Consider the following 13173-nt stretch of genomic DNA (forward strand, 5'->3'; position numbering starts at 1 on the left):
CCTATTGCCCCAGCCGTTCGATCAGCGCCGGTGCATGCACCTGGTCAGCCTTGTAATTGCCGGTCAGCGTGTACATCACGATGTTGGCGCCGGCGCGGTAGGCGAATTCGCGCTGGCGGGTGTCGCCGCCGGTCACCGGCAGCATGGCCTGGCCGTCGGGCCGCACGGCCCAGGCGCCGGCGAGATCGTTCGAGGTGATGATGATCGGCGAGACGCCGTCGCCGCCGCGCGCCGGCCGCTGCGCGCTGTCCTCGTCCTCGTCGCGCGGCAGGGTCTCGACCCAGGTCTGGCCGGTGACGAAGCGGCCGGGGAAGTCGCGCAGCAGATAGAAGGTCTTGGTCAGCACGTGCTCGCGCGGCACCGGCTCGAGCTCGGGCACGTCGAGCGAGGACAGGATCTGGCGCAGCGTCTGCATGGCCGGCGTCTGCGCGGCGCCGTTCGCGCCGGGCGGGGCTTCGATCGCGTCGCGGGTGTCGAACAGCACGGTGCCGCCCTGCTTCATGTAGGCGTCGATCTTGTTGATGGCGTCCTGCGGCGGCTTGGGCGCGCCCGGCACGATCGGCCAGTAGATCAGCGGGAAGAAGGCGAGCTCGTCGCGCGCGGGATCGACCCCGACGGGGTCGCCGGCCTCGAGCGCGGTGCGCTGCGCCAGGAACAGCGTCAGCCCGTTCAGCCCCGCTTTGACGATGGAATCGACGTCGGCATTGCCTGTCACGACATAGGCGAGGCGGGTCTGCGCCGTCGCTCGCATCGCGAAATCGTCGGTGGCATCGTCGGCGCGAGATGGCGCCGGGACGAGCGATGCGAACAGCAGGCCAAGGACAAAGCCAAGCACGATCATGGCGGGCGCGGCGCGGCGGCGCAGCAGCGCGGCGATCCCGCCGCCGAGCACCGCGACGATGATGGCGTCGATCAGGAACAGCGCGAGCGCGGTCGACAGCAGCCAGCCGCGCAGGTCCTGCGGCTCGGCGTTGGTGTAGGTGGCGTGCCGGGCGCGCAGGCTCGCGGTGTTGAGGGCCGCGATGCGGTCGGCGCTGGCAAGCGTGTTCACGGCGAGCGGTCCTTCGGCCGGGCCATAGAAGCCCGGCGGATGATCTGACGTGGCGCGGTCGCGATAGTCCGCGGGCAGGGGTTTTGCGGTCGCCGGCGGCGGGCCGAAGGCGCCGAAGCCGTCGAGGATGTGCAGCGGCGCCACCGTCTCGGTGGTCGCTTCGCTGGCGACGCCTGCGCCGGGCTTGGACGTGTAGCCGGACATGTCGACCACCCGGCGCAGCATTTCGACGAAGGTGCCCGACATCGGCAGGTCCGACCAGCGCATGTCGGCGCTGACGTGGAACAGGCTGACCAGCCCCTTGCCGCGATGCTCGCCGGTGACGAGCGGCGTGCCGTCTTCCAGCGAGGCCCAGCTCTTGGTGGCGAGCACCGCGTCGGGCTCGGCCAGCACCTGGCGGCTCACGGTGACGTCCCTGGGGACCATCACGCCGGCAAACGGGCCGTCGGCGGCGAAGGTCGCAAGATGCTGCGGCTTCTCCCAGGTCAGGCTGCCGCCGAGCGTGCGGCCGCCCTTGCGCAGCTTGACCGGCACCAGATCGTCCTCGGCCTGCGCGAGGCGGGGACCTGCGAACCGGACCAGGACGCCGCCCTGGTCGATCCAGGCGTTGAGCCGCTCGCGCAGCTCAGGGGCGATGGTGCCGACATCGGCGAGGATGATCATCGGCAGCTTCTGGTCCAGAAACTGCGTGATGCCCTGCTGCGGCGAGCCCTTGTCGGCAAGCCTGACGTCGGCGAACGGCGCCAGCGCGCGGGTGAGATAGAACGTCGGCGCCAGCAGCGGCTGCGCGGTCTCGCTGGTCGCGCCCGAGACGATGCCGATGGCGCGGCGGCGCCAGCGCTTGTCGAGCAGCTGCACCGCGCCGGCGGAGCGCTCGCCCGAGATCTCGAGCCGCGTGATGTCGTTGCGCAGCTCGACCGGCAGGTCGAACGCCGCGTCGGTCTCCTTGTCCTGCGGGCCGAACGAGAAGCGCGCCTCGCCGATCGGCGAGGCCTTCTGGTCCAGCGCCCGCACGGTGCCGATCGCGATTCCGCTGTCGGTACGCAGCACTTTCACCGTCATCCGTGCGGCGGCGTTCTCGGCCGCGACCAGCGCCAGTGGCGAGGAGGTGCCGCCTTCGAAGATGGTCAGGCTGCGCTCGCCGACGGTCTTGCCGAGCCCGGTCACGAACTCCTCGCCGCGGCCGGTGTCGATGCCGTCCGACAGCCAGGCGATCTCGCAATCGCCGGTCGCTTTCAGGAAGCGGTCGATCGCGGCGAGCGTGTCGACGCGGTCGATGGAATAGGGCTTTGGCGCGAGATGCCGCAGCGCGACGCGCGCGGCGCCCGCCGGCATCAGGGTGATGTCGCGGTTCGGCTCGGACAGCGGCACCAGCGCGATTGCGCGGCGGTCGTTGTCGGCATTGGCGATTAGCTCGTCGGCGGCCCTGACCCTGACGTCCCAGTGCGATGCGGCGCTCCAGCCGTCGTCGAACATGATCATCAGCGGCGCCTTGCTGCCGGCGAGGCCGGTCTGCGGATTCCAGATCGGGCCTGCGGCCGCGAAGATCACCAGCGCAGCCGCAAGCAGACGCAGCGCGGTCAGCCACCACGGCGTCCGCGACGGCGTCTCTTCCCGCGGGGCGATGTCGAACAACAGGCGCGTCGGCGGAAACTCGATGCGGCGCGGCCGGGGCGGCATCACACGCAGCAGCCACCACAGCACCGGGAGGCTGACGAGGCCGATCAGCAGCAGCGGTTCGGTGAAGGCGAGCGGCAGTCCCATCATGCGGCAGGCCCCGCCTTGATGGTCGTGGCGCGGGCGCCCGACTTGCTCACCTGCATGCCGGCATGCAGGAACAGCAAGAGTTCAGCAGCGGAGCGGTCGGTGGCGTGCGTGGTGAACAGCCAGTCGAGCTTGCCCGTCTCGGCGCGGATCTGGTCGCGGTGCAGCGCGAGCCGCGTGGTGTAGTCCTGCGCCCAGCTCTCGGCGCGGCCGGCGGTGATCACGCCGAAGCCTTCGGGCTCGACGAACTCGACGCGGCCGGAATAGGGGAACGATTCTTCGGCGGGATCGACGATTTGCACCAGCGTGCCGTGCGCGCCCGAGCCGGAGAGTCCGGCGAGCGTCGTCCTGATCTCGGAGATCGGCGACCAGAAATCCGACAGCACGATCGTCTCGGCGAGCGCGGCAGGCACGAAGGACGGCGGCAGGCTGAGACGATCGGCATCGTCATGCAGCATCGCCTGCGCCATCTTGTCGATCACGCTGCGGCTCGCGGTCGGCGCCATCAGCCCGGGAATGCCGACGCGTTCGCCGCCGGAGACCAGGAGCTCGGCCAGCGCGAAGGCGACGATCAGCGTCCGCTCGAGCTTGGACTCGCGCGCGGTCTTCGAGGCGAACGCCATTGAGGGCGAGCGGTCGGGCCAGATCCACACAGTGTGCGAGGCTTCCCATTCGAGCTCGCGGACATAGAGATGGTCGTCCCGCGCCGAGCGCCGCCAATCGACGTTCTGCGCCGGCTCGCCGGAGACGAAGCGGCGATACTGCCAGAAATTCTCGCCGGAGCCAGCGCGGCGCCGGCCGTGCAGGCCGTGGATGACGTTGGCGGCGATACGGCGGGCTTCGAGCACCAGGCGTGGCAAGGACGCGGCGAGCGTGCGGCTTTCGCCATCGGCACGTCGGATCGCGATGATCTCCTTCGCCGTGTGCCCGTTCTCCGCTGCCATCAACCGATCCGTGTCTTGAGCTGCTTGATCACGTCCGGAATCGTGCGGCCCTCGGCGCGCGCCTGGAACGTCAGGGCCATGCGGTGCTTCAGCACGGGCTCGGCGAGGTCGAGCACGTCGTCGACCGAGGGCGCGAGGCGCCCGTCGATCAGCGCACGCGCGCGCACGGCCAGCATCAAGGATTGGCTGGCGCGCGGGCCGGGGCCCCAGGCGATGAACTTGCCGGCTTCGCCGCTCTCCGCGCCCGGACGGGCCGAACGCACCAGCGACAGGATCGCCTCCACGACGGAATCGCCGACCGGCAGGCGCCGGATCAGCCGCTGCGCGGTGATCAGCGCGTCCGCGGTCATCGATCCCTTCGCCAGCGTTTCCTCGGCGCCGGTGGTCTCGAACAGGATGCGGCGTTCGGCGTCGCGATCGGGATAGTCGACGTCGATCTCCATCAGGAAGCGGTCGAGCTGCGCTTCGGGCAGCGGATAGGTGCCTTCCTGCTCCAGCGGGTTCTGCGTCGCGAGCACGTGGAACGGCTTCGGCAGATCGTGGCGCGCGCCGGCGACGGTGATGTGCTGCTCCTGCATGGCCTGCAGCAGCGCAGACTGCGTGCGCGGTGAGGCGCGGTTGATCTCGTCCGCCATCAGCAGCTGCGCGAACACCGGACCCGAAATGAAGCGGAAGGCGCGCTTGCCCGCGGTGCTCTCGTCCAGCACTTCGGCGCCGAGAATGTCGGACGGCATCAGGTCCGGCGTGAACTGGATGCGCTTGGCATCGAGGCCGAGCGTCACGCCGAGCGTCTCGACCAGCTTGGTCTTGGCAAGGCCGGGCACGCCGATCAGCAGCGCATGGCCGCCGGAGAGGATGGTGACCAGCGTGTTTTCGATCACGCGATCCTGCCCGAAGATGACGGACGCGATCGCTTCCTTCGCGGCGCGAATCTGGCCCGACACCTGCTCGGCCGAACGGACGATCCCGTCCTCGAGTTTCTCGACACTCTCCGCCATCCGTTCGCTCCTTCAGCCCGCCATGCGGCTTGCCTAGGCCGTCATGTCATCGCATCACGTCAGATCATCACGTTAGATCATGGGCCCCATGCTAGACTTGCAGGAAGGCCATGTATTCGTTGAATTAACCTATCCCCACCTTATCGGCTTCGGGTTATGTACGGCATCACGAAGTGGCGACCTCCCACACCGGGCTCATCCGGGGTGGAACCGTGCACCCGAGTACAACGTAGACCTGCACCAAACGTGCCAAGGACAAAGTCAGGGCAAACCATGGCGAACCAAGGGCAGAGCGCCAATCACGGTCTCGAAGGGCTAACGGCCGCTGCCAAAAACGCTGCCAATACCGAAGGCGCCAAAAAGGGCCTGCCGCCGGTGCATCTGTGGAATCCGCCGTTTTGCGGCGATCTCGACATCCGAATCGCCTCCGATGGTACTTGGTTCTACTTGGGCACGCCAATCGGACGTCCCGCTTTGGTGCGGCTGTTCTCGACCATCCTCAAGCGCGAGGGCGACAAGCATTTCCTGGTCACGCCGGTGGAGAAGGTCGGCATCCGCGTCGACGATGCGCCGTTCATGGCGGTCGAGATGCTGACGCATGGCGAGGGCCGCCAGCGGGTGCTGAGCTTCCGCACCAATGTCGACGACTGGGTCACCTGCGATGCCGCGCACCGGCTGCGCTTCGAGCAGGCGGCGGACGGCGGGCTGACGCCCTATTTGCATGTCCGCGCCGATCTCTGGGCCAAGGTCACGCGGGCGCTCTATTACGATCTGGTTGACATGGGCGAGGAGCGGATGGTCGATGGCCAGCCGATGTTCGGCGTCGAATCATCCGGCGAATTCTTCGCCATGGCCGATGCGGAGCAGGTGAGGGCCGCGCTTTGAACAAGCCAATCCTGAAGAAAGATCCAGTCGCGATTGGCGCGGCGGATTTCTTCGCCCGCTCGAAGGCGAAGCTGGGCTTCGACGTGCCGGCCGGCCTCTACGATCCCAACATCATTCCCGCCTCGGGCGATCCCGGCACCGACAAGATGCTGGAGATCGTCGCGCGCGAGCAGCCGGTGCGGCCCGCGGCGGTCCTGATCGCCGTGGTCGATCATCCGGAGCCGACCATCCTGTTGACGCAGCGCTCGGCCCATCTCAACGACCATGCCGGCCAGATCGCCTTTCCCGGCGGCAAGATCGACGCGACCGATTCCTCGCCGCTGGACGCGGCGCTCCGCGAGGCCGAGGAGGAGGTCGGGCTGTCCAGGGATTTCGTCGAGCCGCTCGGCTATCTCGATCTCTATGGCACCGCGTTCGGCTTCCGCATCCTACCGACGGTCGCCAGGGTGCGGCCCGGCTTTTCGCTCAGCATCAACCATTCGGAGGTTGATGACGCCTTCGAGGTGCCGCTATCCTTCCTGATGAACCCCGTGAACCATCAGGTGCACAGCAAGGAATTCCGCGGCATGGAGCGGTTCTACTACGCCATGCCGTTCGCGGAACGCTACATCTGGGGAGCGACGGCCGGAATGCTGCGTGTGCTGTATGAGCGGATCTATTCGTCATGATCCGGCCGGTTCTGACCGAGATCGGAATCTTCCTCATTCCCTTTGCCGTCTATGCGCTGTTCCTGGCCGCAACGCGCTCCGGCCTGTTCGCGCGCTCGTCCTGGCCGGTCACCGTCGTGGCGCGCCTCGTCCTGGCAGCGCTCGTGCTCGTCATCGCGGGGTTGATCGGCTTCGCGCATTTCTCCGGCGCCGCCCCGGATTCGACCTATATTCCCGCCCATATCGAGAACGGCAGGCTGGTGCCTGGCGTGGAAAGATAGGGGCGGCACGATGAGCCAGGAGCCCCTGGTTGCGCCGATACTCGCCGATGCGCCCTGGCTGATCTCGGGCGGGACCGCGCGTGTCCTGCGATTGCTCAATGCCGACGGCGAGGAGGCGCGGGTGGTCGGCGGCGCCGTGCGCAATGCGCTGCTCGGCCTTTTGCCCGGCGACATCGACATCGCCACCACGGCGCGGCCGGAGGAGGTGATGCGGCGCGCCAAGGCCGCCGGCATCAAGAGCGTGCCGACCGGCATCGATCACGGCACCGTCACGCTGGTCATCGACAGCCACCCCTACGAAGTCACGACGCTGCGCGAGGACACCGAGACCTTCGGCCGCAAGGCCAAGGTCGCGTTCGGCCGCGACTGGGTGAAGGACGCCGAGCGGCGCGACTTCACCATGAACGGCCTGTCGGTCGATGCGAGGGGCGTCGTCTACGACCATGTCGGCGGCATCGCGGATGCCAGAGCGCGCCGCGTGCGCTTCATCGGCGATCCCGACCAGCGCATCGCCGAGGACTATTTGCGCATCCTGCGCTTCTTCCGCATCCACGCCGCGTTCGGCGCGGGCGAGCCCGACCGCGACGGCACGCTCGCCTGCATCCGCGGGCGCGACGGCCTCGCCAGCCTCTCGGCCGAGCGGGTGCGTATGGAAATGCTGAAGCTCTTGGTGGCATCGGGCGCCGCGGCCGCCGCGCTGGCCATGGCCGAGGGCGGCTTGCTGCAGGCGCTGGTCGGCGGCGTCGTCTACACCGGGCCGCTGGCGACGATGATCGCGATCGAGCGCGAGCTCTGCCTCGCCGCGAGCAGCACGCGGCGCCTCGCCGCGCTGACCGTCGCCGTGACCGAGGATGCCAAGCGCGTCGCCACGCGCTTGCGGCTGTCCAATGCCGAGACCAAGGCGCTGGATTCGATGGGCCACCGCTGGTGGCGCCTCGCCACCAAGGACGATGCCAATGCCCGGCGGCTGCTCTACCGGCTCGGGCCTGAGCGCTATCACGATCGCGTGTTGCTCGGCTGGGCGAGGAACGGCGGCGATGTCACCTCGATGCGCTGGCGCGCGCTCGCCGAGCTGCCGCAGCGCTGGACTGCGCCGAAATTTCCGCTGAAAGCCGCCGATTTCCTCGCGCGCGGATTGTCCGAAGGACCCGCGCTCGGGCATGTGTTGACGCTCGCCGAGGACGCTTGGCTTGCGGCGGATTTTCCACTAGATGATGCCGCGCTCGCTTCCATCGCCGATCAAGCTGCGGCCCGCATCAGCCGCGACGAGAGAACGTGACCATCGTCTCAGCCTTCGCCGACATCTCGATCTTTCAGCTCTTGCTGGTCGCGTTGATGGCGTTGTTTGCTTCGGTCATCGGTGGTCTCGCCGGCTATGGCACCGGCGCCCTGATGCCGCTGGTGCTGGTGCCGCTGGTCGGCGCCGAGCCCGTGGTGCCGATCATCGCGATCTCCGCCATCTTCACCAATTGCAGCCGCGCGATTGCCTATCTACGCTACGCCGACCGCCGCCGCGCAGCTATCGTGCTCGCCTGCGCCGCACTGACGACGGCGCTCGGCGCCTATGGCTACACGCGGCTGACCAATGCGGGCGCAGCTCTCGTGATTGGCACCATGCTGATCCTGAGCGTGCCGCTGCGCCGGGTGCTTCGCCGCCGCGAGGTCAAGATCTCCGACAGCGGTCTTGCCGCCGGCTCGGTCGGCTATGGCGTTCTCGTCGGCGGCACCTCGGGCTCAGGCGTGATCCTGCTCTCGCTCCTGATGGCCGCGGGCCTCGAGGGCGCCGCCGTGATCGCGACCGACGCGATGATCTCGCTCGGCACCGGCCTCATCAAGGTTTCCGTGTTCGGCCTCGCCGGCGCCGTCACCGCGCAGGTGCTGGCCTTAGCCCTCCTGATCGGCGCGATCGCGATCCCCGGCGCGTTCCTGGCAAAGGCATTCGTGGAGCGGATGCCCGTGCATATCCACACGGTGATCCTGGATGTCGCGGTGATCACCGGCGGGCTGGTGATGATCTCGGCGGCGGCGCGGCAGCTCTTGGCGTAGCTTGCCTGGGCCCGATCGGGCATTCGCGGCTTTCCGCGATCCGGGTCGTTATCATAACGTCGGCTGCCGAGGGCCAATCGGAAGTCGCTGAACTCGATTGTCCGCGGCAGCTTTTGACCCATTGCAGACGTCGGTCTCCGCTGTCATTTTCCTCGAAGGGACGGGAAGGATTAGACGGATGTCACCGCAACGGCTCCACGACAAATACAAGTCTCGCATCTTGCAGCAACATGAAAGTAGTCAAGACGCGGACTTGATAAGCCTCATGGCGGCCAATGGCCTACGCGGCACGGTTTTTCACGTGCTAAAAACCATTACAGAACAATACGAAGACATATACACCGTGCTTATCGATGACCGGTCGGTTGTTACTTTTGAGATTCCGCGCACTGCTGGGGCGCTGACCGTCAAAGAACTCAGTGTTTTCTCTCTTAGCCAATATCGTGACGAACTAGGCCAAGGGAAGAGCCGCATGCGCTTGGACCGAGCGGCGGAAGATGCACGGAAACTCCTTATCAAATGAGTAAGGTGACGCAATTAGTTGGCGGCCCCGTTCCAGATCGCGAACGTCCGCTGTTGGCCCTTCTGCGACATTCAGCGATGTCCGCCGTTGCGCCATGATGGGCAGAGAAGCGGACATCGGACGCACTGGGACCGGGGCAGGCCGGGCTGACCGGAATGCGATCTTAGGCGGTGCTTACTCCTCGTCCTCGTCTTCGTCCTCGTCGTCCTCTTCCTCGATTTCCACGCGGTCGAGCACAGCCAGCGGCAGCGTCTCGCGGAACAGATCGCCTTCCATGCCCATCCAGAGGCAGAGCACCTCGTCCTGCTTCACGTCCGCAACCGTCAGCGGCTGGCCGCCGGATTTCAGCATCACGACATCGCCGGCTTTCAAGTCCATCGCGTGTTCCTTTCGCGTGATCGATCCGGAAGGCAAGCTAGCAAGCGGAGATGACAGACCGATCACGGCCGGCCGAGGCGGGAATTCCGCCGACGCAGAGGTGGAGAGCAGGGCGACGCAAATCAGGGGAGATCGCGAGGCAAACTCCGCCGTAGTCGCAGCAGCGGATAAGGCCGCCCATCACGATCGGTTTGCTTCGATTCTACGACGCGAAAACCCATCGCGTCGTAGAATGTGACGGCCTGGGTGTTTTGGGCATTCACCTCGACCTCGAGGTTCTCGCCACGAGAGGCCGCCTCGGCCACGAACCGCCGTCCCAGTCCCTGACGGCGAAACGCCGGCGCGATGTAGAGCGCGTCGATCTCCGTTCCTTCCATCCTCATGAATCCGATCACCCGATCGTCCTCGTCGACCGCAACGGTGAAGTCGCGATGCGGAAGATAGTCTCGCCGGACCTGAATGCAGATGTCCGCGAAATCGGATTCGCTGAGGAAGTCGTGGGTGGCCAGCACGGCAGCACGCCACACCTCGTACATCGCTTCGATGTCGTCAGGCCGCGACGCCCGCAGTCGCCAACCAGCCATGATGAAGCTAGTCGTTCGTCAGCCGCAGAAGATGCGGCACGGCCTCGGTGTCGACGGTGGCGCCGAGGCGCTCATAGAATCGCATGGCCGACGCGTTGTGCTTCCAGACATCCCAGCCGAGCCTCGTGACGCCGTAATCGGAGCCCCACTCCTTGGCCTTCATCATCAGCGCTCTGCCGATGCCCTTCCCGCGCGCATCGGCGTGTACCGCAATGTCGCTGATGTAGAGCGCGGCCTGAGCGCTATAGAGCTCGTGCGTCAGGATCCACGCGATCATGCCGACGACGCGATCTCCAAGCAGCGCGACGAAAAGGTGCACGGGCGCATGCTCGCGCGCATAGAAGGCGACATAGCGGTCCAGCGTCAGAGGCGGCGGCGGCTCTTCGATATGAGCCGCCAGTGCGTCCGCAAGAGCGCGAACGGCGGCATAGTCGCTCGCCTCGGCTTTTCGGATGTTCAATTCTCCACTCACGATGCCGTGCCTCCCGTTGGCGCTGAAACGCGCCCGCGGGGTCATCTACGTGCAAGCTCGGCAGGTCGTTACGTCAGCAGGCGAAGAAATTTTGGCGGCTGCTGCCGTTCGAGGCCGGCAGATGACTGCAACTCGCGCCAAAATCTCCCCGCCGCAAGTTTCGACGATGGCATCATACCCCTGTTTTGCCCGACGGATCAGAAGGCCTTTTTTGGAGAATCCGTAACCCTTTGATTCTGCTAGGGCCGTCTACTGTGCATGGGGTTGTTTTCGCATTTTTTGTTTGGAGCCCCTGCTCAGGAGCGGCCCGGCACCAGCTCGGTCAGCGAACGGATGATGCGGTCGGGCTTGACGGTCGAGCCTTCGGGCAGGCCGTCACCATGCACGTCGATCCAGATCGAATAGATGCCGAGCCGCTGCGGCGTCACGACTTCCCATTCCAGATTGTCGCCGATCATCCAGGTGTCCTCAGGCGTGACGCCGAGCGCCTCCATAGCGTGCAGATAGGCGCGCTCCTCGGGCTTGCCGAAGCCGTGCTCGCCCTCGATCTGGATGTGGTCGAACCGATGCGTCAGCTCGAACCGCTCGACCTTGGCGCGCTGCATCTCGGCGGCGCCGTTGGTGACGAGCGCGAGCTTGACGCCGCTGGCCCTGAACGCGTCGATCGCATCATGGGCGCCGGGGAAGACGAAGATCGCTTCCTCGCGGTAGGTGGTGAAACGGTCGGCGATGCGATCGGCGAGATCGTCGGGCAAGGCGCGATGGCCGCTTGCGGCGAGCGCGGCAAAGCCGCCGCGCACCGTGAGCCGCCGCGCCTCGCCGAGCTTCATCCGCCATGCGGCTTCCGCGTTCGCCCAGAAGTTTCGCGCGAAGGCGAGCACCGCGGCCGCGACCTGCGGCGGCGGCAGCGGCGCGAGCTCCTCGGCAAACTCGTTCGCGATCGTGTTCCAGGCGATCTCGGGCCGGCCATAGGCGGACAGGATGGTGTCGTCCATGTCGATCAGCATGGCGCGGGGCAGCGGCTTCAAGGCGGGCTTCATCGTCGTCACGGCCATTTCACCTCGGGCGGCATCGACGACAGGATCGACTCGACATTGCCGCCGGTCTTGAGCCCGAAGATGGTGCCGCGATCATAGAGCAGGTTGAACTCGACATAGCGGCCGCGCCGGATCAATTGCTCCTCGCGGTCGGCGGCGGTCCAGGCGCTTTCGAAATTGCGCCTGACGATCTCGGGATAGACCTTCAGGAAGGCGCGGCCGACGTCCCCGGTGAAGGCGAGGTCGGCGTCCCAGTCGCCGCTGTCGTGCCAGTCGTAGAAGATGCCGCCGATGCCGCGCGCCTCCTTGCGGTGCGGCAGGTAGAAATATTCGTCGCACCATTTCTTGTACTTGTCGTAGTCGGCAACGCTGCCGTGCTGGTTGCACGCCTCTTTCATCGCGGCGTGGAAGGCGATGGTGTCGGCGTCGTCCTGCGTGCGCCTGCGGTCGAGCACCGGCGTGAGATCGGCGCCGCCGCCGAACCAGGCCTTGGTGGTGACGACGAAGCGCGTGTTCATGTGCACGGCGGGCACGTTCGGATTGCGCATATGCGCGATCAGCGAGATGCCCGAGGCCCAGAATTTCGGATCGTCCGCGGCGCCGGGAATTTGAGCCCGAAACTCGGGGGCGAACTCGCCGTGCACCGTCGAGCAGTGCACGCCGACCTTCTCGAACAGCCGGCCATGCATCATCGACATCACCCCGCCACCTCCGGCCGCGCCGGTATGGTCGGTGCGCTGCCAGGGCGTGCGCTTGAAGCGGCCGGCCTCGCCCGGATAAAGGCTTGGCGGCGCGTCGTCCTCGAGCCGCTCGAAGCTCGCGCAGATGTCGTCGCGCAAGGCTTCGAACCAGGTGCGGGCGCGGGTCTTGCGGTCTTCGATCGTCGAACTGTCCATCTGCATTCCCGGTCGCGTTCTATCTGATGCCGAGCGACTTATGCGTCTGCACGCTGAGCCGCCATTGCGGGTGGTGCAGGCAGTAGTCGATCGCGCGCGCGGTGTTCTCGATGACCTCGGGGCCGTCCATCGGCTGCAGCGAGAAGCGCTCGAAGGCGAGGTGCTCGAAGGCTTCAGGGGCGGCGAGGGCCTGCGGATAGACCAGCTTCAGCTCGTGGCCCTGGCGCAGCACCAGCTCGCTGCCGCCCTTGGGGCTGACGCAGATCCAGTCGAGGCCATCGGGCGCTTCGATGGTGCCGTTGGTCTCCACCCCGATTTCGAAGCCACGGGCGTGGAGCGCCTCGATCAATGCGGCATCGACCTGGAGCAGGGGCTCGCCGCCGGTGAGCACGACATAGCGGTTGGCTGTGGAGGCGCGCCATTGTGCGGCGATGGTATCGGCGAGCTCGGCAGCCGAGGCGTAGCGGCCGCCGAGGGTGCCGTCGGTCCCGACGAAATCCGTGTCGCAGAACTTGCAGGTGGCCTCGAGCCGATCCGCCTCGCGCCCGCTCCAGAGGTTGCAGCCGGCAAAGCGGCAGAACACGGAGGCGCGCCCGGCATGGGCGCCTTCGCCTTGCAAGGTCAGGAAGATTTCCTTGACCGCGTAACTCAATCGTCTCTCCTCAAA

Annotated in this window: 15 protein-coding genes; 6 read left to right on the plus strand and 9 right to left on the minus strand. The window is 66.7% G+C overall.

Translation table 11 applies throughout. The annotated features are described in order from the left end of the window. Position 1 precedes the first annotated feature (1 nt). From AC0WRY_RS08540 to AC0WRY_RS08550, 3 genes are read right to left on the minus strand one after another with little or no spacing between them, the layout of a single operon-like run. A complete protein-coding gene (locus AC0WRY_RS08540; protein WP_491122937.1) occupies positions 2-2818 on the minus strand; it encodes a DUF4159 domain-containing protein in 2817 nt (938 codons plus the stop codon). Further along, positions 2815-3759 (minus strand): DUF58 domain-containing protein, encoded by a 945-nt coding sequence (locus AC0WRY_RS08545; protein WP_194406580.1) that lies wholly within the window; start codon positions 3757-3759, stop codon positions 2815-2817. Before AC0WRY_RS08545 ends, AC0WRY_RS08540 begins: the two co-directional genes overlap by 4 nt. After that, a complete protein-coding gene (locus tag AC0WRY_RS08550; RefSeq protein ID WP_194406581.1) occupies positions 3759-4757 on the minus strand; it encodes an AAA family ATPase in 999 nt (332 codons plus the stop codon). Before AC0WRY_RS08550 ends, AC0WRY_RS08545 begins: the two co-directional genes overlap by 1 nt. Positions 4758-5030: 273 nt before the next feature. Here AC0WRY_RS08550 and AC0WRY_RS08555 point away from each other — a divergent pair, with 273 nt between their 5' ends. The 6 genes from AC0WRY_RS08555 (at position 5031) to AC0WRY_RS08580 (ending at position 9139) form a co-directional block, all read left to right on the plus strand. Next, positions 5031-5642, plus strand: a complete 612-nt coding sequence (locus tag AC0WRY_RS08555) for a DUF1285 domain-containing protein (protein ID WP_194406582.1) — start codon at positions 5031-5033, stop codon at positions 5640-5642. Continuing rightward, a complete protein-coding gene (locus AC0WRY_RS08560; protein ID WP_194406583.1) occupies positions 5639-6310 on the plus strand; it encodes a CoA pyrophosphatase in 672 nt (223 codons plus the stop codon). The genes AC0WRY_RS08555 and AC0WRY_RS08560 overlap by 4 nt, the downstream gene beginning before the upstream one ends. After that, on the plus strand, positions 6307-6570 hold the full coding sequence (locus tag AC0WRY_RS08565) for a DUF6111 family protein (protein WP_194406584.1): 264 nt from the start codon (positions 6307-6309) through the stop codon (positions 6568-6570). The genes AC0WRY_RS08560 and AC0WRY_RS08565 overlap by 4 nt, the downstream gene beginning before the upstream one ends. A 10-nt stretch (positions 6571-6580) precedes the next feature. Continuing rightward, positions 6581-7849, plus strand: coding sequence for a CCA tRNA nucleotidyltransferase (locus AC0WRY_RS08570; RefSeq protein WP_194406585.1), 1269 nt, complete (start codon positions 6581-6583; stop codon positions 7847-7849). Further along, entirely contained in the window at positions 7846-8616 is a 771-nt protein-coding gene (locus AC0WRY_RS08575; protein WP_194406586.1) for a sulfite exporter TauE/SafE family protein, read from the plus strand. The genes AC0WRY_RS08570 and AC0WRY_RS08575 overlap by 4 nt, the downstream gene beginning before the upstream one ends. A gap of 178 nt (positions 8617-8794) precedes the next feature. Beyond that, the gene (locus tag AC0WRY_RS08580; RefSeq protein ID WP_194406587.1) at positions 8795-9139 is read left to right on the plus strand and encodes a hypothetical protein; all 345 of its coding nucleotides are present in this window, start codon (positions 8795-8797) and stop codon (positions 9137-9139) included. Between the two features lie 174 nt (positions 9140-9313). On the opposite strand, the gene AC0WRY_RS08585 is transcribed toward AC0WRY_RS08580, so the two are convergent. The 6 genes from AC0WRY_RS08585 to queE all read right to left on the minus strand — a co-directional run bounded on the left by AC0WRY_RS08585 (position 9314) and on the right by queE (position 13158). After that, entirely contained in the window at positions 9314-9517 is a 204-nt protein-coding gene (locus AC0WRY_RS08585; RefSeq protein ID WP_194406588.1) for a YodC family protein, read from the minus strand. A 122-nt stretch (positions 9518-9639) separates the two neighbouring features. Then, the gene (locus AC0WRY_RS08590; RefSeq protein WP_491122938.1) at positions 9640-10101 is read right to left on the minus strand and encodes an acetyltransferase; all 462 of its coding nucleotides are present in this window, start codon (positions 10099-10101) and stop codon (positions 9640-9642) included. Between the two features lie 7 nt (positions 10102-10108). Beyond that, positions 10109-10573, minus strand: coding sequence for a GNAT family N-acetyltransferase (locus tag AC0WRY_RS08595; RefSeq protein WP_194406590.1), 465 nt, complete (start codon positions 10571-10573; stop codon positions 10109-10111). 296 nt (positions 10574-10869) lie between these two features. Continuing rightward, positions 10870-11628, minus strand: a complete 759-nt coding sequence (locus tag AC0WRY_RS08600; protein ID WP_194406591.1) for an HAD family hydrolase — start codon at positions 11626-11628, stop codon at positions 10870-10872. Further along, positions 11619-12506 (minus strand): oxygen-dependent coproporphyrinogen oxidase, encoded by an 888-nt coding sequence (gene hemF / locus AC0WRY_RS08605; RefSeq protein ID WP_194406592.1) that lies wholly within the window; start codon positions 12504-12506, stop codon positions 11619-11621. Before hemF ends, AC0WRY_RS08600 begins: the two co-directional genes overlap by 10 nt. Positions 12507-12525: 19 nt before the next feature. Beyond that, the gene (gene queE, locus AC0WRY_RS08610) at positions 12526-13158 is read right to left on the minus strand and encodes a 7-carboxy-7-deazaguanine synthase (protein WP_194406593.1); all 633 of its coding nucleotides are present in this window, start codon (positions 13156-13158) and stop codon (positions 12526-12528) included. Between the last annotated feature and the right edge of the window lie 15 nt (positions 13159-13173).

The sequence above is a fragment of the Bradyrhizobium sp. T-12 genome (assembly GCF_058314695.1).

Coding starts and splice junctions, on each gene's coding strand:
- AC0WRY_RS08540 (WP_491122937.1), bottom strand. CDS start 2,818: ATGATGGGACTGCCGCTCGCCTTCACCGAACCGCTGCTGCTGATCGGC.
- AC0WRY_RS08545 (WP_194406580.1), bottom strand. CDS start 3,759: ATGGCAGCGGAGAACGGGCACACGGCGAAGGAGATCATCGCGATCCGA.
- AC0WRY_RS08550 (WP_194406581.1), bottom strand. CDS start 4,757: ATGGCGGAGAGTGTCGAGAAACTCGAGGACGGGATCGTCCGTTCGGCC.
- AC0WRY_RS08555 (WP_194406582.1), top strand. CDS start 5,031: ATGGCGAACCAAGGGCAGAGCGCCAATCACGGTCTCGAAGGGCTAACG.
- AC0WRY_RS08565 (WP_194406584.1), top strand. CDS start 6,307: ATGATCCGGCCGGTTCTGACCGAGATCGGAATCTTCCTCATTCCCTTT.
- AC0WRY_RS08570 (WP_194406585.1), top strand. CDS start 6,581: ATGAGCCAGGAGCCCCTGGTTGCGCCGATACTCGCCGATGCGCCCTGG.
- AC0WRY_RS08580 (WP_194406587.1), top strand. CDS start 8,795: ATGTCACCGCAACGGCTCCACGACAAATACAAGTCTCGCATCTTGCAG.
- AC0WRY_RS08585 (WP_194406588.1), bottom strand. CDS start 9,517: ATGGACTTGAAAGCCGGCGATGTCGTGATGCTGAAATCCGGCGGCCAG.
- AC0WRY_RS08590 (WP_491122938.1), bottom strand. CDS start 10,101: ATGGCTGGTTGGCGACTGCGGGCGTCGCGGCCTGACGACATCGAAGCG.
- AC0WRY_RS08600 (WP_194406591.1), bottom strand. CDS start 11,628: ATGGCCGTGACGACGATGAAGCCCGCCTTGAAGCCGCTGCCCCGCGCC.
- hemF (WP_194406592.1), bottom strand. CDS start 12,506: ATGGACAGTTCGACGATCGAAGACCGCAAGACCCGCGCCCGCACCTGG.